The 19,353-nt window shown below is 62.6% G+C and carries 16 protein-coding genes; 9 read left to right on the forward strand and 7 right to left on the reverse strand.

Features of this window, described 5'->3' with window-relative positions; translation table 11 throughout:
* Positions 1 to 5 precede the first annotated feature (5 nt).
* The 5 genes from M0D65_RS14190 to M0D65_RS14210 form a co-directional block, all read right to left on the reverse strand.
* Positions 6 to 1,331 (reverse strand): MFS transporter, encoded by a 1,326-nt coding sequence (locus tag M0D65_RS14190; RefSeq protein WP_266253237.1) that lies wholly within the window; start codon positions 1,329 to 1,331, stop codon positions 6 to 8.
* Positions 1,332 to 1,461: 130 nt separating this feature from the next.
* Positions 1,462 to 2,997, reverse strand: coding sequence for a carboxylesterase/lipase family protein (locus M0D65_RS14195; RefSeq protein WP_266253238.1), 1,536 nt, complete (start codon positions 2,995 to 2,997; stop codon positions 1,462 to 1,464).
* A 282-nt stretch (positions 2,998 to 3,279) separates the two neighbouring features.
* Positions 3,280 to 3,732, reverse strand: a complete 453-nt coding sequence (locus tag M0D65_RS14200) for a helix-turn-helix domain-containing protein (RefSeq protein WP_091008203.1) — start codon at positions 3,730 to 3,732, stop codon at positions 3,280 to 3,282.
* Between the two features lie 174 nt (positions 3,733 to 3,906).
* Entirely contained in the window at positions 3,907 to 4,902 is a 996-nt protein-coding gene (locus M0D65_RS14205; protein ID WP_266253407.1) for a LacI family DNA-binding transcriptional regulator, read from the reverse strand.
* Between the two features lie 96 nt (positions 4,903 to 4,998).
* A complete protein-coding gene (locus M0D65_RS14210; protein WP_266253240.1) occupies positions 4,999 to 6,405 on the reverse strand; it encodes an MFS transporter in 1,407 nt (468 codons plus the stop codon).
* Positions 6,406 to 6,785: 380 nt separating this feature from the next.
* Between M0D65_RS14210 and M0D65_RS14215 the strand changes: the two genes are divergently transcribed.
* From M0D65_RS14215 to M0D65_RS14225, 3 genes are all read left to right on the forward strand, one after another.
* The gene (locus M0D65_RS14215; protein ID WP_266253241.1) at positions 6,786 to 8,600 is read left to right on the forward strand and encodes an IlvD/Edd family dehydratase; all 1,815 of its coding nucleotides are present in this window, start codon (positions 6,786 to 6,788) and stop codon (positions 8,598 to 8,600) included.
* A 66-nt stretch (positions 8,601 to 8,666) separates the two neighbouring features.
* A complete protein-coding gene (locus M0D65_RS14220) occupies positions 8,667 to 9,863 on the forward strand; it encodes a fumarylacetoacetate hydrolase family protein (protein ID WP_266253242.1) in 1,197 nt (398 codons plus the stop codon).
* Positions 9,864 to 9,907: 44 nt separating this feature from the next.
* Positions 9,908 to 10,513 carry an ATP-binding protein gene (locus M0D65_RS14225; RefSeq protein WP_266253243.1) on the forward strand — a complete coding sequence of 202 codons (606 nt, stop codon included), beginning with the start codon at positions 9,908 to 9,910 and terminating at the stop codon, positions 10,511 to 10,513.
* A gap of 47 nt (positions 10,514 to 10,560) precedes the next feature.
* Here M0D65_RS14225 and M0D65_RS14230 read toward each other — a convergent pair whose 3' ends face one another.
* The gene (locus M0D65_RS14230; protein ID WP_266253244.1) at positions 10,561 to 11,550 is read right to left on the reverse strand and encodes a zinc-dependent alcohol dehydrogenase family protein; all 990 of its coding nucleotides are present in this window, start codon (positions 11,548 to 11,550) and stop codon (positions 10,561 to 10,563) included.
* 105 nt (positions 11,551 to 11,655) lie between these two features.
* Between M0D65_RS14230 and M0D65_RS14235 the strand changes: the two genes are divergently transcribed.
* From M0D65_RS14235 to M0D65_RS14260, 6 genes are all read left to right on the forward strand, one after another.
* Positions 11,656 to 12,594 (forward strand): LysR family transcriptional regulator, encoded by a 939-nt coding sequence (locus M0D65_RS14235; protein ID WP_266253245.1) that lies wholly within the window; start codon positions 11,656 to 11,658, stop codon positions 12,592 to 12,594.
* A gap of 130 nt (positions 12,595 to 12,724) precedes the next feature.
* A complete protein-coding gene (locus tag M0D65_RS14240; protein ID WP_266253246.1) occupies positions 12,725 to 13,003 on the forward strand; it encodes a hypothetical protein in 279 nt (92 codons plus the stop codon).
* Positions 13,004 to 13,029: 26 nt separating this feature from the next.
* Positions 13,030 to 13,290: a hypothetical protein gene (locus M0D65_RS14245; protein ID WP_266253247.1), complete on the forward strand. Its 261-nt coding sequence runs from the start codon at positions 13,030 to 13,032 to the stop codon at positions 13,288 to 13,290.
* A 24-nt stretch (positions 13,291 to 13,314) separates the two neighbouring features.
* On the forward strand, positions 13,315 to 15,027 hold the full coding sequence (locus M0D65_RS14250) for a PepSY domain-containing protein (RefSeq protein WP_266253248.1): 1,713 nt from the start codon (positions 13,315 to 13,317) through the stop codon (positions 15,025 to 15,027).
* A 52-nt stretch (positions 15,028 to 15,079) separates the two neighbouring features.
* The gene (locus M0D65_RS14255) at positions 15,080 to 15,451 is read left to right on the forward strand and encodes a hypothetical protein (protein ID WP_266253249.1); all 372 of its coding nucleotides are present in this window, start codon (positions 15,080 to 15,082) and stop codon (positions 15,449 to 15,451) included.
* A gap of 379 nt (positions 15,452 to 15,830) precedes the next feature.
* The gene (locus M0D65_RS14260) at positions 15,831 to 16,973 is read left to right on the forward strand and encodes a porin (protein ID WP_266253250.1); all 1,143 of its coding nucleotides are present in this window, start codon (positions 15,831 to 15,833) and stop codon (positions 16,971 to 16,973) included.
* A 77-nt stretch (positions 16,974 to 17,050) separates the two neighbouring features.
* Here M0D65_RS14260 and M0D65_RS14265 read toward each other — a convergent pair whose 3' ends face one another.
* Positions 17,051 to 19,171 carry a TonB-dependent siderophore receptor gene (locus tag M0D65_RS14265; protein ID WP_266253251.1) on the reverse strand — a complete coding sequence of 707 codons (2,121 nt, stop codon included), beginning with the start codon at positions 19,169 to 19,171 and terminating at the stop codon, positions 17,051 to 17,053.
* Positions 19,172 to 19,353: the final 182 nt, after the last annotated feature.

Raw genomic sequence — 19,353 nt, forward strand, 5'->3', positions numbered from 1 at the left:
GAAAATCACACCTGACTACCCGGCACCGCATGCGGCTCCGCACCGGTCGACTGTGCCGCTGTCCGCTTCGGCGTCCACGCGACAAAACACGCCGCGAACAACGCACTGCCTGTGATGTACCACGCTACGCCGTAGGGATCGCCGCCGCGTTGGGCGAGCAGCGAAGAACAGATCACCGGGTTGATGCCACCGCCGATCACCGCCCCGATCGCACCGATCGATACGCCGGAGAAACGCACGCGTGCGTCGAACATATCGGCGAAGAAGCCGCCTTGTGGGCCATACATCAACGGATGCACGACACCGAGTGCGACGACGATCGCGAGCGTGATGAGCAGCGGGTCGCGCGTATTCAGCAGGCTGAAGTACGGCCATACGTAAAGCGCGCAGACGAGCAGGCCGAACAGATACAGCGGCTTGCGTCCGATACGGTCCGACAGCGCGGCAAACAGCGGCACCGTGAACACGCCGACCGCTGCGCCGGACATCACCGCACCAAGAATCACCGACCTCGGTAGTTTGAGCTGCACAGTCACATAAGCGACAGTGAAAAGCAGCACGAACACCGACCAGGTAATCTCGCCGAACCGCGCCATAAAGACGATCAGTACCTGACGCGGCTGATCGCGCAGCAGGTCGCGCAACGGAAAGCGCGCCACGCCACGGGTCGCCTGCAACTGTTTGAATTCTGGCGTTTCCGGCAGCTTCGCCCGCCCGACGAGGCCGATTACCACAAGCACCGCGCTGAACAGGAACGGCACGCGCCATCCCCAGGACAGAAACGCCGGCTCGGGCAACAACGACGTGAGCAGCAATGCACCCGTGGACAGCAGCGCACCCCCATAGCTGCCCGAGTTGCTCCAGCTGCCATACAGTCCGCGCCGATGCGCCGGGGCGCTTTCGACGCCGAGCACGATCGCGCCGCTTTGCTCTCCGCCGATCGCGAAGCCCTGCAACACGCGCAGCGTAGTCAGAAGAACGGGTGCCCAGAGGCCGATTGCCGCATAGGTCGGCAGGCAGCCGACGGCCGTCGACGCGACACCCATCACCAGCAGCGTGGCAAGCAGCAACTTCTTGCGACCGACGCGATCGCCAAAGTGACCGCAGATCAGCGCACCTGCGCCACGGGCAAAGTAGCCCGCCGCGTAGGTACCGAGCGATGCGATGGTGCCCGCGAGCGGGTCCAGATTCGGGAAGAAGATCTTGCTGAAAACGAGCGCCGATGCAGTGCCGTACAGCAGGAAATCGTACTGTTCGATCGCGGTGCCAAGAAACGCCGAGACGAACACATAGGGCCATCGGGAGCGGGATGGAACGGACACGGCTGACATGGCGGCCTCGATGTGGGGAATGCGGCCAGTATCAATTTTGTCCAGACCGTGCACTTGCCCCTGTGCGAACCGATGTCTTGTTCCTGAGCGAAGTCGCCGGCTTCCCCGCGTGAACCGGCGGATGTTGCGGCTACAGTCCCGTCGAAGGCGCTTGCCCGTACCAGTAGCCGCACTGGTGCGCGGTGTACGCATCGTAGGTATTCGTCACCGGGTAGCCGAAGTCGAGCGTCTGGCGCGTTTGCGCGGTGTAGAGCGGCCAGTTCGCCACTGTGCTCCCTGTGTTCGGATTGCCCGAATGCGCGAATGCCGCGAGCGCTGCTGTCATCGCGTCCGAAAGCGTCGCCTGGTTGGCGGTGGGCGTAGGAATCAGTTGCCACCAGTAGTCGAGATCCGACGAATGGAACGCACCATAGTCGAGGTTGACCGGCGGCAGCGACGAGATCAACGAATTCACGCTGTACGGCGCAGGATCGGAAAAGCGGTACATGTACACGGCCGGCGAGTACTTCGCGAGATTGTCGCCGTCTTGCAGTTCGCCGCAGACGAACAGACGGTCGCCGGCGATCGTCGCGAGCGCCGCGCTTGGCGAAGCGTACTGACCGACTGGATACAGCGCGGCAATGTCCGTTCCGGAGACGCCGAGAAAGCCCTGGATCGCTGCTGCGTAGCCGGTCGCAGTAACAGGATGACCTTGTGCGTCGAACGCGGCCGAAACGAAGAACGTCCCCTCGTTCTGGGTAAAGCCCGACATCACCGGCACACGGTTGTACTGACCGTTCGCGAACGCAACACTCGTCGACGCGGGCAACACCTTGCCGTCGATCGTCGCATACCACGCAGAGGGATTGCCCTGTAACAGCGCGGCCGCCGGCAGACTGCGCAGACAGGCAGCGCTCGTCGTGTCGGTGCAGCCCCAGGTCTTCGCATAGTTGACGCCATCGGCTTCGGCCTGTTGCAGCGACTCCTGCTGACGGCTGAAGCCACCGCTTTGCGGAACCGCTCGCGCGAACAATCCCGCCGATCCCGGCGACGCGAGATGCACATAGACCGAATGACCGCCCGCCGAATCGCCGAAAATCGTCACGCTTGCCGGATCGCCGCCGAACGCCGCGATGTTTTTCTGCACCCAGCTCATCGCAGCGGCCTGGTCCATGATGCCGTAGTCGCCGGTGGCGCCGTTCGGGTCTTCTGCCGCGAGCGCGGGATGCGCGAGGAAGCCGAGTGCGTTCAATCGATAGTTGACCGTTACGACGATCGCATTGGCTTTTTGCGCGAGCGCGGCGCCATCGGTTGCGTTGCCCGAACCGAGAATGAAACCGCCACCGTGTATCCAGAACAACACCGGAAGCGCCGGGCTCGTGCCCATGCTCGCTGTGCCGGGTACGTACACGTTCAGATACAGGCAATCTTCGCTGCCCGATGGAGCGGTTGCCATTCCCTGTATGCACTCGGAAGCGAGATGCGACGCGTCGTAGACGCTCGCCGTGTAGACAGCCGGCGGTGCGGGCGCTTTCCAGCGCAGAGCGCCGGTTGGCGGCGCCGCGTAGGGCAGGCCGAGAAACTCGCGCACGTTGTTCGCGACGATGCCTCTTGCGCGTCCTTGCTGCGTCTGCACCACAGTCGGGTCCGCGGGCGCTGTCACGTCGTCGTTACACGCGGTTAGCATCAGAAGGCACGTTGCTGCGATCGCTGTTCCGGCGCGGGTTTGCCTGGACCTTTCCATGGTTGCGTTGTCTCCGATGTTGATATCTGGCAGATGGCGCTGCATCGTCGCGGCCAGTATCGTCGGTCGCCTGCCGTTATTCCATTCAGCAAATCGCGTTTATTGATTTGCTGTGGATATCAATGTGGGACACCGCTGGGAAGAGCGTATGGAAAGGAAAAAGCGGGCAAAGGCCGGATCGCGCACGCTTGCGCGATCGGTAAAACAGAAGTCGCCGCAATCCTGCTAGCTCACCGGCAGCTTCCGCACATAAGTCTGCTCGTGCTCCACCGACGACCCGTCGTCACGCATCAACGGCACCTTGCGCAACGCACGGCCGCTCGCACGATCGACCAGCACCGAATGTTTTTCCCCACGCCGGTACAGGTTCGCTTCGCCCCACTGACGCAACATCACGATGACGGGAAAGAGCGCCTCGCCGCGCTCGGTCAGCAGATACTCCTGATACGCGGAACCATCGGAAGCGGGTACCAGCGCCAGCACGCGCTGCTCGACGAGCTTGCGCAAACGGTCGGTCAGTATGTTGCGCGCGATGCCTAGGCTCGCTTCGAATTCGCCGAAACGGCGAATGCCGTCGAACGCATCCCTCACGATCAACATCGACCACTGATCGCCGACGATATCCAGCGCCCTTGCCACGGGGCACGTCGAGTCTGCCAGGCTTTTTCGCTTCGCCATTCCATCCACCATTTCAAACGTGAGTACAACACCTTATATGCCGGTTGCGTACGATGCGCAGCGCCGCGGCTATTGGTTGCATATTAAAACAAGCGACGCCGCAACCCAATGAGTTTCAGAATACAACCCTTATAGGGGAAACCGGAATTAGAGTCGTATGCTGCCGGGAACCTCTTAGGTACTCTCGCGCACGATCACCTGGAAATCGATCGCGCGCCGCTGCGTCTGCGCAGGCGCGCCGTGTTTGCGCGCATCGGCGGCGGCCAGCAGCATCTCGCCCGCAATCCGGCCGATCGCCAGCGGATCGACCGATACCGTCGAGATACGCGGGAAGCAATGTCGCGACACCTCGAAGTCCCCAAATCCTGCCACCGCCATGCGCGAAGGCACCGCGATGCCGCGCCGATGGCACTCCATCAGCACGCCGAACGCCGACATGTCGCTCACGCACATCACCGCATCGGTGTCGGGCCATGCAGCGAGCAACTGTGTGAATGCCTCGCCGCCGTGGCTCATCGTGATCGGCGACTCGCCGTATTCGATCACGCGCGGCGCGCCAAGGCCGAGTTTTTGCAAACCCTCGCGATACCCCTTCTGCCGGTCGAGCCCGCGACGGTCGAGCCGGGTCGCACCGCCAACAAAGCCGATCCGCCGATACCCGCGCTCATGCAGATGACGCATCATCGCGAACGCCGCTTCCACATTCGAAAAACCGACCGCCTGCTGGATCGGTGTGCGCGGCAGATCCCATGTTTCGACGACCGGCACTTTGGCGCGATCGAGCATCGTGCGCGTGCCGCTCGTGTGGTACGAACCGGTGAGCATCACGCCTTCGGGGCGATGCGCAAGCATCACGCGCAGCAGCCGCTCTTCCTGATCGGGGCTGTAGTCGGTATCGCCGAGCAGCAGTTGCAGGCCATGCGTATTGACTGCGGCGTTCAGGCCGTGAATGGTGTCGGAGAAATTGGAGCTCGACATCGACGGTACCAGCGCGACGATGAACGGCGAGCGCCCCGATGAAAGCGAACCCGCCGATGCATCGGGTACGTAGCCCATCTGTTCGATGACAGCGAGCACGCGGGCGCGCGTCGTTGCGGCGACATCGCGGCCGGCGAGCACGCGCGACACGGTCATCTTCGATACGCCGGCTTGCTTCGCGACGTCAGCCATGGTCGGCATGAGATCAGACATAGGTCCGTCAGGATATCGTTGCAGAACGATCGATATCATACAGGCGGACCGTCGCGCCGCAGCACGCTCGTAGCGTTACGTAGCGCTCGCTCCCTTGCCTACCGCATCGCCAAGCAACGTCAGATCGCGCTCGCGCGTTTCGCTCGAGAGGAACGTACCGGCCAGCGTCAGTGCGCACAGCACGGCCATGTAGAGCCCCATAACCCAGAACGCACCGCCCGCGAGGCCAATCAGATACACGCCGAGCAACGGCGCAATGCCGCCCGACAACACCGCGCCCAGTTCGCGCGAGAGCGCCACACCGGAGTACCGATAGCGGTTGCCGAACAGTTCGGTGAAATGCGCGCACTGCGCGCCGAGCATGCTGTTCGCACCGAATGCAAGACCGCCGATCATCGCCACGCTCACCCATATCGGATCGCCGGTACTGATCATCCACCACGACGGCAGCGACCACAGCAGCAGAAAGATCGCGCCGCCGCGATACACCGTCAGACGTCCGACGCGATCCGACAGTGCGCCAAACAGCGGTGTCGTGATGATGCTCAGCAGGCTTGCCGCCAGCGCACCGGTCGTGCCGACCGCGGCGAGCTGCGCATGCGGAACACCGGTCCGGGCCGCGACGAAGCTACCGAGAAACGCGATCACGACGGTGGTGTAGATAGTCGAGCCGCCCTGCTCCGCGAAACGCATCAACGTCGCGGCCAGCACCGGACGACGCGCGGTGGCGAGCACCGCTTTCATCGGCGCATGAATCACTTCGCGCGATGCTTCGAGTTGCGCAAACACCGGGCTTTCGCGCAACCGCAAACGAATCCAGATTGCAACGCCGATCAGCACGACGCTCGCGAGAAACGGAATGCGCCAGCCCCACGACTGCATCGCCGGTTCGCTCAACAGACGCTGCATGACGCTGAACGTGAACGTGGCGAGCCCGAGCCCCGCGAAGATGCCGACGAAGGGCAATGCGGCAAAGAAACCGCGGTGCCTGACCGGCGCGACCTCGGCCATCAGCGTCGACGCGCCGGCCTGTTCCGCGCCCGCGCCAAAGCCTTGTACGAGCCGCAACAGCACGAGTAGCACCGCACCCAACGAACCGGCAGGCAGGCACCCGATCAACGTCGTCGATGCACCCATCAACGCGATCGTGACGAGCAGGACGAACTTGCGCCCCTTGCGATCGCCGATCGAGCCGAAGAACAGCCCGCCGAACGGCCGCGCGAGAAAACCCGCACCATAGGTCGCGAAACTCGCCATCAAACCTGCAGTCGTGCCGAGCGACGGAAAGAACAGATGACCGAACACGAGCGCCGAGGCGAGTCCGTAGATCGCAAAGTCGTAGTACTCGAGTGCGCTGCCTACTGCGCCAGTGAGCGTCGCGCGCTGTAACTGACGCGCGGAAACAGGTGGCGACGCGGCGACCCCGCTTTCCTGCGCGGCGTGCTCCGAACCGGTCGATAAAGCAGAGGGCTCAGCATTCACTTGCGTCTCCATTCAGGCAGTGTCTGTGCCTGTCGACGACCGCGCGTTATATATCGCACGGTTCGCACGGTTCGTTCGGGTCTTCTTCTACTTCGGGATCTGGACAAGCTGCGACCGCTTTGATACTGTTACCGGTAACAGTCAAATTCAATTTAGCATGGGGAGACGTCATGCGCAATCAGGGCTTACCGGTCGCGAGGCGGTACACCGCTAGAGACGACATGCGTGCTGCAATCGCAACGCTCGTGCGCGACAATCCCCGTGCGTTCTTCAGTGGTCTGCCGCTGCCGGCAGAATCCAGACAACACCCATCCCGCAGGCCTCGATAACCTGCCACGACGCCCCCTCGCCTCCTCGTCCCCGACAAAAAGCTGACCGCCATGACGACACCCACCGACCGCGATTCCTCCAACGCTCACGACAGCACGCCCCGGCTACGCAGCCGCCGCTGGTTCGACGATCCCTCCGACCCCGGCATGACCGCGCTCTATCTCGAGCGCTACATGAACTACGGCATCACTCGCGAAGAGTTGCAGTCGGGCAAACCGATCATCGGTATTGCGCAGACCGGCTCCGATCTCGCGCCGTGCAACCGCCATCATCTGGAGCTCGCGCAGCGCGTGCGCGACGGGATTCGCGACGCCGGCGGCATCCCGCTCGAATTCCCCGTGCATCCGATCCAGGAAACCGGCAAGCGCCCGACCGCAGCACTCGACCGGAATCTCGCGTACCTGGGGCTGGTGGAAATCCTGCACGGCTATCCGATCGACGGTGTCGTGTTGACCACCGGTTGCGACAAGACCACGCCCGCGTGCCTGATGGCCGCCGCGACCGTCAACATTCCGGCGATCGTGCTGTCGGGCGGCCCGATGCTCGACGGCTGGTACCACGGCAAGCTCGCCGGTTCCGGCACCGTGATCTGGGACGCGCGCAAGCGGCTCGCGGCAGGCGAGATCGATTACCCGGCGTTCATGGATATGGTCGCGTCGTCGGCACCGTCGGTAGGACACTGCAACACGATGGGCACCGCACTGTCGATGAACTCGCTCGCCGAAGCGCTCGGCATGTCGCTGCCAGGCTGCGCGGCGATTCCCGGTCCGCATCGCGAGCGTGGCTGGATGGCGCATCGCACCGGCGTGCGCATCGTCGAAATGGTCAGCGAAAATCTGCGTCCGTCCGACATCATGACTAAAGCCGCCTTCGAAAACGCGGTGGTTGCAGCGGCAGCGCTCGGCGCATCGTCGAACTGTCCGATTCACATGGTCGCGATCGCGCGGCACATGGGCGTCGATCACACGCTCGACGACTGGCAGCGCCTCGGCCCCGATGTGCCGCTGCTGGTGGACTGCCAGCCGGCCGGCCGGTTCCTCGGCGAAGCATTTCACCGCGCGGGCGGCGTACCGGCCGTGATGAAGGAACTGCTCGGCGCAGGACGTTTGCATGGCGCCGCGCGCACCGTTACCGGCCGCACGCTTGAAGAAGATCTGGCCACGGTCGAAACGCCCGACCGCGAAGTGATCCGCGCCTACGATCAACCGTTGAAGGCCGCCGCGGGCTACGTGGTGATGTCGGGCAACCTGTTCGACAGCGCGGTGATGAAGACGAGCGTGATCGATGCAGCGTTTCGCAAGCGCTTCCTGTCGGACCCCGACAAGCCGGACGTGTTCGACGGCAACGCGATCGTGTTCGAAGGACCGGAGGACTATCACGCGCGGATCGAAGACCCCTCGCTCGGCATCGACGAACGCTCGATACTCGTGATCCGTAACTGCGGACCGGTCGGCTATCCCGGCGGCGCGGAAGTCGTGAACATGCAGCCGCCGGCCGCGCTGCTCAAACGCGGTATCGATACGCTGCCGACCATTGGCGACGGCCGCCAGAGCGGTACATCCGCAAGCCCGTCGATCCTCAACGTCTCGCCCGAAGCAGCGGTTGGCGGCGGGCTTGCGCTGCTGCAAACCGGCGACATCATCCGCATCGATCTGAAGCATCGCAAGGTCGATCTGCTGATCCCCGACGACGAACTCGCGAAGCGGCGCGCCGCATGGAAGCCGCCGGTGTTGCAGCACAAGACACCGTGGGAAGAAATCTACCGCAGCATGGTCGGACAGCAGGCGAGCGGCGCGTGCCTCGAGCCGGCCACGCTGTATCTGAACATCATCGAAACGCGCGGCGAGTCGCGACACAATCATTGATGCTTGCGGGACGATGCCGCGTTGCCTGCCGTCCCACACCTGCGCGCCTGCCTGGAGACACAACTCATGCCCACACGTTCTGCCCTCGCCCATCTGCCAACCGACCTCGACGACGCGTTACTGATCGGCCGCGTGTGGCGACCAGCACCCATCGATGGGCCGTCGGTCATCGTCGTGCGACACGGCGAAGCGTTCGACATTACGCACATCGCACCGACTACCGCGGATCTATTCGAGCGCGCCGATGCAGTTGCACTCGCGCGCCATGCAACGGGCGAATCGCTGGGGCCGGCGGAAGCGCTGCTGAACGCCACGCTCGATGCATCGGCAGCAGGCGCCCCCGAGAACACGCTACGTCTGCTCGCACCGTGCGACGTACAGGCCGTCAAGGCATGCGGCGTGACGTTTGCCGTCAGTCTGCTCGAACGCGTGATCGAGGAACATGCGGGCGGCGATGCGGGCAAGGCCGAAGAAACGCGCGCGATGATCAACGAGTTGATCGGCGCCGATCTGTCGCAGATCGAACCGGGCTCGCCGTCCGCGATGAAGCTCAAGGATGAGTTGCAACGTCGCGGCGCGTGGTCGCAATACATGGAAGTCGGCATCGGTCCCGATGCCGAAGTGTTCTCGAAAGCACAGCCGATGTCGTCGGTAGGTTTCGGTGCGAACGTCGGCCTGTATCCGACTTCTCAATGGAACAACCCCGAGCCGGAGATCGTGCTCGCCGTAAATAGCCGCGGCGAGATCGTCGGGGCCGCGCTCGGTAACGACGTGAACCTGCGCGATATCGAAGGCCGCTCGGCGTTGCTGCTCGGCAAGGCGAAGGACAACAACAGCTCGTGTGCGATCGGGCCGTTCGTGCGGCTGTTCGACGGCGCGTTCACGCTCGATTCGGTACGCACGGCCAGTGTGTCGCTGCGCATCGATGGCATCGACGACGGCTTCGTGCTGGATGGCATCAGTCATATGAGCGAGATCAGCCGCGACCCGGAAGACCTCGTGCGCCAGACCTGCGGCGCGCATCATCAGTATCCGGACGGCTTCATGCTGTTTCTCGGCACGATGTTCTCGCCGATCAAGGATCGCGATACGACGGGCGGCGGCTTCACGCATCACCTCGGCGATGTGGTGACGATCGCGACGCCGTCGCTCGGCGCGCTCGTGAACACCGTGCGGCTGTCGACGCAGATCGAGCCGTGGACGTTCGGCGTGCGGGCGTTGTATCGCAATCTGGCGCGGCGGGGGATAGCTACGGACGTTTGATCGGCATCGTGACGTAGAATCGGTCATCCCCAGGCGCCCTCATCATGCCACTCGATGACCATCACCTTCAGCATCTTCGAGACGCGGCAAACACGGCCGAAGAGCGCATCTATACCAACTGGCGCGTGGTCTCCGGGCCACCGTTTAGCGGCAAGACCACGCTGGTCGATTCGCTTGGGTTGTGCGGTTATCAAACGGTGGCCGATTGTGGCCGTCGAGCGATCTGCGAGAACCTGCAGGAAGGTCGAACGAAAGTCGACGCGCGTAGCGATTTTGAAGGCCTGCAACGCAGGATCAGCGATTTGACGCTCGATGAAGCGCGGGTCCTCGCTCCTTCAGACATCGTTGTCTGGGACTACAGCCTTCCCGACAATCTCGCGTATCTCGCCGTTACGGGGCATGGATGGCCCAGGATATTTATCGAGCGTGCCATTCGATTCCATTTCAAGCAGGTTTTTTTGCTCCAGCCGGTAGGAGACATCGATCAGCTTACCGATCCGGTGCGAGTGGAGTCGCTGGCATTCAGCCTCGAACTCTATAAGGCGATGAAGACGGTTTACGAAACCCTCGGGACCGAGGTTGTGGAGGTCGTCGAACTTTCGCGCGAATCCAGATTGAACCGGGCGAAAGCGTATCTGGAGTTTGACTGAACGGCCTGCATTTCACCTCCCTGGCAAATTCTCCCCCACCTGTTCGCTCAAACCGTCACGACGATCTTGCCGAACTGTTCGTTAGATTCCAGAAAACGATGCGCCTCGACAATCTGGTCGAACGGAAAGGTTCTCGCGATAACCGGCCGCAACGAACCGGCCGCCAACCCGTCGAGGATGAACGCTTTGGCCGCTTCCAGTCGCGGCGGACTGCTGAGAATCTCGTGCACGAGGTAACCGCGCAGCGTCAGCGTTTGGCTTAACACCGTGAACAACGGGAACGGCGTCGGCTCGGGGCTCAAGCCACCATATTCGATGAGAATGCCGCCGCGAGACATCGCGCTCGTCAACGCATTGAAGATCGGGCCACCGATCGGGTCGAGCACGACGCGCACGCCTTTCTCGCCAGCGATTTCCCGCAGCCGGCCCGCCAGATCTTCCTGCGCTGACGCAATCACATGCGCCGCGCCCGACTTGAGCAACGCCTGCTTCTTGTCGAAGCTTCGCGTGACCGCGATCGGCGTTGCGCCGACACTGTTGGCAATCTGGATCGCAGCTAGTCCAACGCTGCTGGACGCCGCGGTAATCACGACGAAGCCCTTGCTGCTTAGTCCGGCAATGTCGATCAGCGCACCGTACGCGGTGAGGTAGGCCATCCAGGTGGCCGCCGCCGCTTCCCAGCTCAACGACGGCGGATGCTTGACGACCAGCTCGACGGGAAACGTGACGAGTTCGCCGTAGGCGGGCCAGCGAACCATCGACAGCGGCGGCACCACGCTTACCGCGTCACCTGGCGCGAATCCATCCACACCCTCGCCGACCGTTTCAATGAGCCCCGCCGCTTCAAGGCCGAGACCCGATGGCAACGTCGGTGTTTCGATATATGAACCCGCGCGCAGCAATGCCTCGGCCCGGTTGAGACCCAACGCCTTGACGCGGATCTGAATCTCGCCTCGCCCGGGCGGCGCAACGTCGACGTTTTCGATGCGCAGAACCTCGGGACCCCCGTGCTCATAAAAACGGACGACTCGTGTCATTTCGATCCCACTCCAAAGTAACTGAACCGAATAGACTATGCGCGTGGACTTCGGGCAGATAAATAGCCGGAAAACTAGAACAGTCGAAACTGGGAGTTTTCAAACATGGATCGTCTTACCAGCATGGAAGTGTTCGTCAGAGCCGTCGATCTGGGTTCGTTCGCGGCCGCTGCAGACGCACTCGATCTGTCCGGGCCGATGGTCGGCAAGCATGTCCGGTTTCTGGAAGAACGGCTCGGCGTACGCCTGATCCACCGGACGACGCGCCGGCAGAGCCTGACGGACTTCGGGCGCGCCTACTACGAGCGCTGCCGCGTGGTACTCGCCGAAGCCGACGCCGCGGATGCGCTGGCCGCCGATCAATTGTCCGAACCGCGCGGCAAGCTGCGCATCACGATGCCCGCGCACTTCGGGCGGCATTGCGTGACGCCGGTGCTGCTCGCGCTGGCGCAACAGTACCCGGCGCTGGAGCTCGATCTGTCGTTGACCGATCGCTTCGCCGACCTCGCGGAGGACGACTACGATCTGGCCATCCGGACCGGCATTCCCGAGGACAAAGGCGGGGTAATCGCGCGGCGGATCGCACGCCAGTGCATGGTGGTCTGCGCGGCGCCCTCGTATCTCAAGGCACACGGGCGGCCGCAGCAGATCGAGGATATCGGCGCACACCAGGGGATCATCTACCGGCGCTCCGGACGGATTCGTCCGTGGCTGTTTCCACGCGGCGATCAGCCTGCCGCCGAAGTCACCCCGGCTAACCGGCTGCGGCTCGACGACCTCGATGCCATCGCCGATGCGGCGGTCATGGGAATGGGACTGGCCTGGCTTCCCTACTGGCTGGTTCGCGAGCGCATCGAAACGGACGCGCTTGAACAGCTATTGCCGGATCAACCCGGCTTTCTCTACGACGCCTACGCACTGTGGCTACAGACGCCTCAGTTGCCGTTGAAGGTTCGTCTTGCCGTCGATGCCCTCGCGGCCGCCTTGCCGGGTTTCATGACACGAACAGCGGATACCTCGTCGATACGCAGCGACCGGGCCTGAGCAGCACGCCGCCATCGGCCAGCAGTACGAGTTTCGAGCCGTAACAGCCCGATCCCGTGTATGATAATAATTCTCATTAAGATCTCATTTAGATGTTAGCTGCTCTCGACGCTTGCGCGTCCGCCGGATCATGAAAGACCTGTTTATCGTCGCATCGGCACTCGCCGGTGCGTTGTTGTTTTATCTGAGCGCTCCGGGACAACGCTGGTTTCGCAAACCGTGGCGTGCCCGCCCAAGCCGGATCGGCGCAGTTGCCTGCACGATCGCTGCGTTCTCGACCGGTGCCGATGCCATGCATCCCGCGACCTCGCTTTCGCTCGTGATCACGACGATCATGGCGACGCTCGTCGCCTGTCCGCTGCTCGGGGCCATCCTCGAACACCGTCGTTTGCCGAGGCTCGCGCGGTGACGCGCGGCTCGATTGAACGGGACTGGTTGACCAAAACACTGGCCGGTACCGTAGGGGGCTTCGGACTCGGGATCGCCGCGAGCGCGCTGCTCGCCGGTCTCGCCCCCGGCGGTCTGGATATACCCAACAAGTTTCAGGTTGCGATGTGGCTCGTCCCGCCGGTGTGGATCGGCGTGATCGCGGCCAGCTTCATGTTTCGCAGTGGCAGGCGCGCAAGCGCCTGGCTCGGCGGCGCGAACCTTGCCGCGTTCGCGCTCGTCGCGGCCTGCCAGCATTTTCTTTTCTGATTTCTTCAAGCGGACCGACTGGACATGCGCAGCGACGTTCTTCGCGTCTATAAAACCGTGCACACATGGACCGGCATTGTTGCCGGTCTGCTGCTTTTCATCGCGTTCTATGCCGGCGCGGTCACGATGTTCAAGGACTCGCTAACCGAGTGGGTCACGCCGCCTGAAACGGGCACGCACGCCGTATCGATCGAGCGCGCCGACGCACTGATCGAACAGACTCTCGCGGCCTACCCCGCCGCGCGTCGGCAGTTCACGCTTGCTCTCGGTGACAACGACGGCACCGCGCACCTCACGTGGCAGCCGGCGCCGGGCCAGCGCTGGAGTACTTCGTTCGACGAGCGCGGACAACTCGTCGCGAAGCAAAGCCGGCCCTCGGATGCCGCACGTTTCATCGATGTGCTGCATATGACCGCCGGTGTGCCAGGCAGCTACGCGGTCGGTATGGGCGTGATGGGGGTCGTGTCGATGCTGTACGGTCTCGCGCTGGTATCGGGCGTGATCGTGCTGCTGCCGACACTGGTCAAAGACCTCTTTGCCCTGCGCATCGGCAAGAACCTGAAGCGCATGTGGCTCGACGCGCACAACACGATCGGGATTCTGAGCCTGCCGTTTCATGTCGTGATGGCATTGTCGGTGGTGGCGTTCGGCCTCAAGGACAACATCTACGACGTGCAGGATGCGGTCATCTACCGCGGCACGCTGCAACCGATGATGACCGCGCAAAATCCGTTCTTCGCCAAAGCGCCCGCTGCACCGGATGCGTCCGCCACACCGCCTCTCGTTCCAGTCCGACAGTTGCTGGCAAGCGTACGCGAGCGAGAGCCGCATTTCGTCCCGACATCGCTCAGTTATCGCCGCGCGGGCGAACCAGGTGCAACGGTTTTCATCGCCGGCGACGATCCGCGTTTTCTGGCCCGCTCGGGCGGCTTCGCGCTGATGGACCCGGCAAGCGGCCGCTTCCTGAATACCGAGTTTCTTCCCGGTGAAGGTAACGGCAATGCGTGGTCCGCGGCGACGAGCGCGTTCTATGCGCTGCACTTCGGCAGCTACGGCGGCAGCCCGGTGCGTTGGGGCTACTTCCTGCTCGGCATCGCCGGTGCGTTCCTGTTTTATTCGGGCAACCTGCTGTGGATCGAAAGCCGTCGCAAAGCCGCGCGACGCGACGGTCTGCCGGTTACGCAACGACGCGCGACGTTTGCGATGGCGGCGCTCACCGTCGGCGTTTCGCTAGGCTGCATCGCTGGCATTTCGCTCACGCTCGTGGCCGGCAAGCTGCTGAGCGGCCGTGTCGCCGATCTGCACGCGTGGCACATCGGCATCTACTACAGCGTGTTTCTCGCGAGCATCGTGTGGGCATTCGTGCGCGGCGCGGCACGCGGATCGATCGAACTACTAGGTCTCGCGACCTGCGCGACGGCGGCAATTCCGCTCGCGAGCGTACTCGGATGGCTCGCGCCCTCGAGCGGTCTGTGGGGTTCGACAACCGCCGACACGATCGGCATCGATGTCGGTGCTGCAATCGGCGCGCTGTGCTTTGCATGGATGTGGCGCAAGACGGCGCAGCGTGTTGCATCGGGACGCACGGACAGCGTGTGGTCGCGGCGCCGCGTAACGCGCGGAAACGAACCGGTTACACGAGCCAACGATACGTGCCCTAGACTTGATCAACCGTCTCACCAGTCTGACTTTGCCCGGGCGACGAATGCGCCCACGCGAGAGCAGACCGATGAATAACCGCTCATGCTCGTTCAGGCTGGATGGCTGGCGAAGTTGATCAGGATCGACCGTGTACGACGTATTGACATTGGATGTAGTAGAGAAAGAAGACGAGGCCGCGCTGCGTTTTCGAATCGCGGAGCGAACTTCCGTGCTGAAGACAGACGACATCGACTCGCTCATTCGTCGCCTGATTATGCTGCGTTCGCAGATGCAGCCACCGCACGAACTTCAACCAGCGGTCTCGAACGACTATCCGCTTGAAATGGATCCTTGCTGGCACGTCGATTTTTCTCCGACGCTCGGACCGGTGCTCATGCTGCGACATAGCGGTGCTGGCTGGATCGCATACGCGTTGCCTGCGGAGAGTATCGAGCGCCTGACTCGCGCACTTGCCGCGCAACCACCCGTCACTGCCAGCACAAGTTTCTTGTGGAACTGAGTTCCTCCTGATCTTCATCCGATCCCTCTGCGCGCGCAAAAGCCTTTCACGGTCTTAACTTGCATAACACCGTGCCGGTACTTACTTGCACCTGTCGGCTAACGAAATCATCGCCTCTCCCCCGACAGTAAAGCGTTGGGAGCTGTCACGCCCTGCATCGGTTGTCCCGTCGATATTTCAAAAGAGGATGGGCCGAAACAATCCGTAAATTCGACGTTGTCGCAGCACCACAGCAGTTGCGATCCGATCGTTTCTAATCGCTCTCCAACGGCAGACAGATATGAGAAGCCGTTGCATCAGGGCGAAGTTGGGCATGGGTCGAATGTCGATATGCGCTTGCCCGCACGCCCCATTTATTTTCGGCGTATTGGAGATTCGGATGAAAAAGTCGTTGATCGCACTGGGCGCAACCAGTGCACTCGCGTTCGCAGCCACCGCTCACGCGCAAAGCAGCGTCACACTCTACGGGCTCATCGATGCTGGCCTCACCTACACGAACAATCAGGGCGGCAGCAGCAACTTTCAGGAAACGAGCGGATCGGTAAACGGCAGCCGCTTCGGTCTGCGCGGCACGGAAGATCTGGGCGGCGGACTCAGGGCGATCTTCACCCTTGAAAACGGCTTCAACATCGCGAACGGCAAGCTCGGACAGAACGGTCTGGAGTTTGGTCGGCAGGCTTTTGTAGGTCTATCGAGCCTGCAATATGGTGCTGTCACACTCGGCCGGCAATACGACTCCGTCGTCGATTATCTTGCACCGCTTGCGCTTACTGGAACAGGTTATGGCGGTACGGGAGCGGCCCATCCGTTTGACAACGACAACCTCGACAACTCGTTCCGTATCAACAATTCGATCAAGTACTCAAGCGTCGCCTATGGCGGCCTGAAGTTCGGCGGCCTGTACGGCTTCTCCAACAGCGCAGGTGCCTTCGCCACGAACCGCGCGTACAGCGTGGGCACGTCGTATAGCTACGGGCCGTTCAACGCAGCGGCCGGCTACCTGCAGTTGAACAACAGCGGCACCGATCTGAACTCCGGCGGCGCGGTGACCAACGACGCAACCTTCACCGCCAGCACGCAACGCACGTGGGGCGCCGGTGCGAACTACTCGTTTGCCGGTGCGACGGTTGGCCTCGTCTTCACGCAGACGGTGCTGGGCAATCTGACCGGCATCGGCGCTTCCGCATCGGGTACGTCAAGCGGTCTTTCCCTCGGAGCGAATAGCGCGCGCTTCACGAACTACGAGCTGAACGCGCGGTATCAGATCACGCCGGCTGTCTCGATCGCAGGCGCCTATACGTTCACGGACAGCCAGATCGACGGCGTCTCTCCGAAGTGGAACCAGTTCACGCTGCAGACCGACTATGCGTTGTCCAAGCGCACGGACCTCTATCTGCAAGGTGTCTATCAACACGTGAGCGACACCGGTAACAGCGGAATCCACGCGGTCATCAACGGGCTGTCGATGTCGAACTCGAACGAGCAGATCGCGGTGACGGCGGGGCTGCGCGTGCGTTTCTAACTCACTATGTGCTGATCGACCTGGCGATACAGTCCTCATGCGAGACAACCCGGACGGCCCGAATGGGCCGGCAAGGTTCAGAAGTCCGTCGTCATCGACAGCAGGAACGTACGCGGCTCACCCTGCGTCAGATACGTGCCCATCGTCGACGACCAGTACGCCTTGTTCGCGACATTGCGCACGGTGGCACGGAATGTCGTCGGCCGGCCGAATATCGACGTCGCATAGCGCGCACCAAGGTCGAAGCGATCCCACGACGGAATCGACGCCGTATTCGCGGCGTCCAGATACTGCGAGCCGGTGTGAATCCAGCGCGCAGTCAACGTAAGGCCGCTCACCATCGGCACGTCGTACTCGGCACCAAGATTGAACAGGTAGCTCGGCACGCCGATCGGCCGGTTGCCATCGGTCGTGCCGCCGTTGGTGTCGAGCAGCTTCGCGTTGATCAGCGACATGCCGGCCAGCAACCGCACGCCCTTGTACGGCTCGCCGTGCACTTCTGCTTCGAGCCCACGGTGCCGCTGCGTGCCGTTCGTTCCGTAGATTCTCGTCGTGCTGTCGGTGTAAGCGGACGGTTGCTCGATCTGATAAGCCGCAAGCGATGCACCCAGCCGCTGGGTATCGTATTTCACGCCCACCTCGTACTGCTTCGTACGATACGGTGCGAGGAGCTGGCCGAAGTTGACCGCGGTATTCGGCGCCTGACCGCCTTGAGCAAGCGCTTCGCTACGGTTCGCAAAGAACGCGACGTTTTCCCACGGCTTGACGACGAGCCCGAACAGCGGCGTCGTCAAACTCTGATCGTAGTTGTTGGTCTGCACGCCCTTGTAGTTAAAGCCGTTCGAATGGATCGACTGATGGCGCGCACCGATCGTGAACAGCACACGATCGTTCAGGAAGCCAAGCGTGTCCGACACCGCGACGCTGCGCATCAGCGTAAGCGCCGTCGTACCCGGATCGGCCAGATCGCCGCCGGTGAATTTGTCGGCGGGGCGCGGCAGTACGGGGGTGTCGTACAGACTGGTCGGCACCGTACCCGACAACGTATAAGCCGACTGGCCGTCGATACGTACCACCGATCCACTTGCCGTCACCATGTGCGTGACCGGCCCGGTCGTGAAATGGCCGCGCACGCCGGCTTCGCCGGACAACGTGTCTTCCTTGTGCGGCACACCGAGTCGCGAGGTCGTCGTCACGCCCGTCGCACCGTTGTAGGTCGGCGACGCGTAATCGCCGTGCTCGTTCGTATGACGCGCGCCGCCGGCGACGTACGCGGTCCACGCCGGCAGGAAATCGTACTCGGCACGCACGATGCCAACCGTGTCTTCAAGATTGCTGAACGACCACGGCTGCGCATAGTTATGGGTCGCCGACGGGGGCTCCGGAATCTGGCTGCCGTTCACGTAGACGATGGGACGGCCGTCGTCGATCTTTTGCCGCTGATACACGAAATCGCCGTACAGACGCAGCTTGTCGCCGCGCCAGTCGAGCGAGACAGCCGTCGTGTTGTTGAGACGATGTTCGCCGTCGATGCTGGTTTCGCCGCCGCGATTCATCTGGTTCACGCGAATACCGAACTGTCCTTCGCTGCCGAAGCGTCGGCCGACGTCGATCTGTTCGCCGAATTCGCCGGAGCCGCTGGTTTCGAGCGTGACGCGGGTGAGCGGTTTGTCGTCGGCGCGCTTGAGCTGCAGGTTCACACCGCCGCCAATTGCCGTGCCGCCTGGCGACGCGCCGTTCAGAAACGCATTGGCGCCCTTGAACACGTCGACGCGTTCGAGCGCGCTGGTCGACACGAGCTGCCGCGGCGTCACGCCATAGAGGCCGTTCAACGAGATGTCATCGCCATTGAGCGGAAAACCGCGGATCACGAAGACCTGCGAGAAATTGCCGAACCCGGAACTCACACGAACCGCCGGATCGTTATCGAGCACGTCACCGAGCGTCAACGCCTGCTGGTCCGCGATCAGCTTCGCCGTATACGTCGTCATGCTAAACGGCACATCGATCATCTTCTGCTTGCCGAGCACGCCGAAGTCGGCACCGCGTGCAACCTGGCCGCCGGCGTAGGTCGGCGAAAGATCGCCGGGCAGCACCGGCACCGAGGCCTCAACCTTGACAGCGGGCAACACCGAGCCGGGCGCAGCATCGCCCCCCGCCGACTGCGCAAAGGCAGGCGCGGCAGCGCCAAAAGCCATGGAGATTGCGGTACTGATGGCGAGACGACCAGCAAGAAGCTTCGCCGGCTGGACCGGCGCAAGGGAAAGGCGGGAAGCAGACATGAATGGAAAAAGCGTAGTGGTCCGGGTTTCCGTCCCAGGGCGTGCTCGGAATCTGGGCGGCATGTTTCTGTGATTCGCTCGTCACGTCTGAGCATTAC

The organism is Paraburkholderia sp. CHISQ3 (genome assembly GCF_030464945.1).
Lineage (GTDB): Bacteria > Pseudomonadota > Gammaproteobacteria > Burkholderiales > Burkholderiaceae > Paraburkholderia > Paraburkholderia megapolitana.

Bases quoted from the DNA above. Each gene is read 5' to 3' on its own strand.
- M0D65_RS14190 (WP_266253237.1), bottom strand. From the start codon at position 1,331: ATGTCAGCCGTGTCCGTTCCATCCCGCTCCCGATGGCCCTATGTGTTC.
- M0D65_RS14195 (WP_266253238.1), bottom strand. From the start codon at position 2,997: ATGCTAACCGCGTGTAACGACGACGTGACAGCGCCCGCGGACCCGACT.
- M0D65_RS14200 (WP_091008203.1), bottom strand. From the start codon at position 3,732: ATGGCGAAGCGAAAAAGCCTGGCAGACTCGACGTGCCCCGTGGCAAGG.
- M0D65_RS14205 (WP_266253407.1), bottom strand. From the start codon at position 4,902: ATGGCTGACGTCGCGAAGCAAGCCGGCGTATCGAAGATGACCGTGTCG.
- M0D65_RS14215 (WP_266253241.1), top strand. From the start codon at position 6,786: ATGACGACACCCACCGACCGCGATTCCTCCAACGCTCACGACAGCACG.
- M0D65_RS14220 (WP_266253242.1), top strand. From the start codon at position 8,667: ATGCCCACACGTTCTGCCCTCGCCCATCTGCCAACCGACCTCGACGAC.
- M0D65_RS14225 (WP_266253243.1), top strand. From the start codon at position 9,908: ATGCCACTCGATGACCATCACCTTCAGCATCTTCGAGACGCGGCAAAC.
- M0D65_RS14230 (WP_266253244.1), bottom strand. From the start codon at position 11,550: ATGACACGAGTCGTCCGTTTTTATGAGCACGGGGGTCCCGAGGTTCTG.
- M0D65_RS14235 (WP_266253245.1), top strand. From the start codon at position 11,656: ATGGATCGTCTTACCAGCATGGAAGTGTTCGTCAGAGCCGTCGATCTG.
- M0D65_RS14240 (WP_266253246.1), top strand. From the start codon at position 12,725: ATGAAAGACCTGTTTATCGTCGCATCGGCACTCGCCGGTGCGTTGTTG.
- M0D65_RS14250 (WP_266253248.1), top strand. From the start codon at position 13,315: ATGCGCAGCGACGTTCTTCGCGTCTATAAAACCGTGCACACATGGACC.
- M0D65_RS14260 (WP_266253250.1), top strand. From the start codon at position 15,831: ATGAAAAAGTCGTTGATCGCACTGGGCGCAACCAGTGCACTCGCGTTC.
- M0D65_RS14265 (WP_266253251.1), bottom strand. From the start codon at position 19,171: ATGGCTTTTGGCGCTGCCGCGCCTGCCTTTGCGCAGTCGGCGGGGGGC.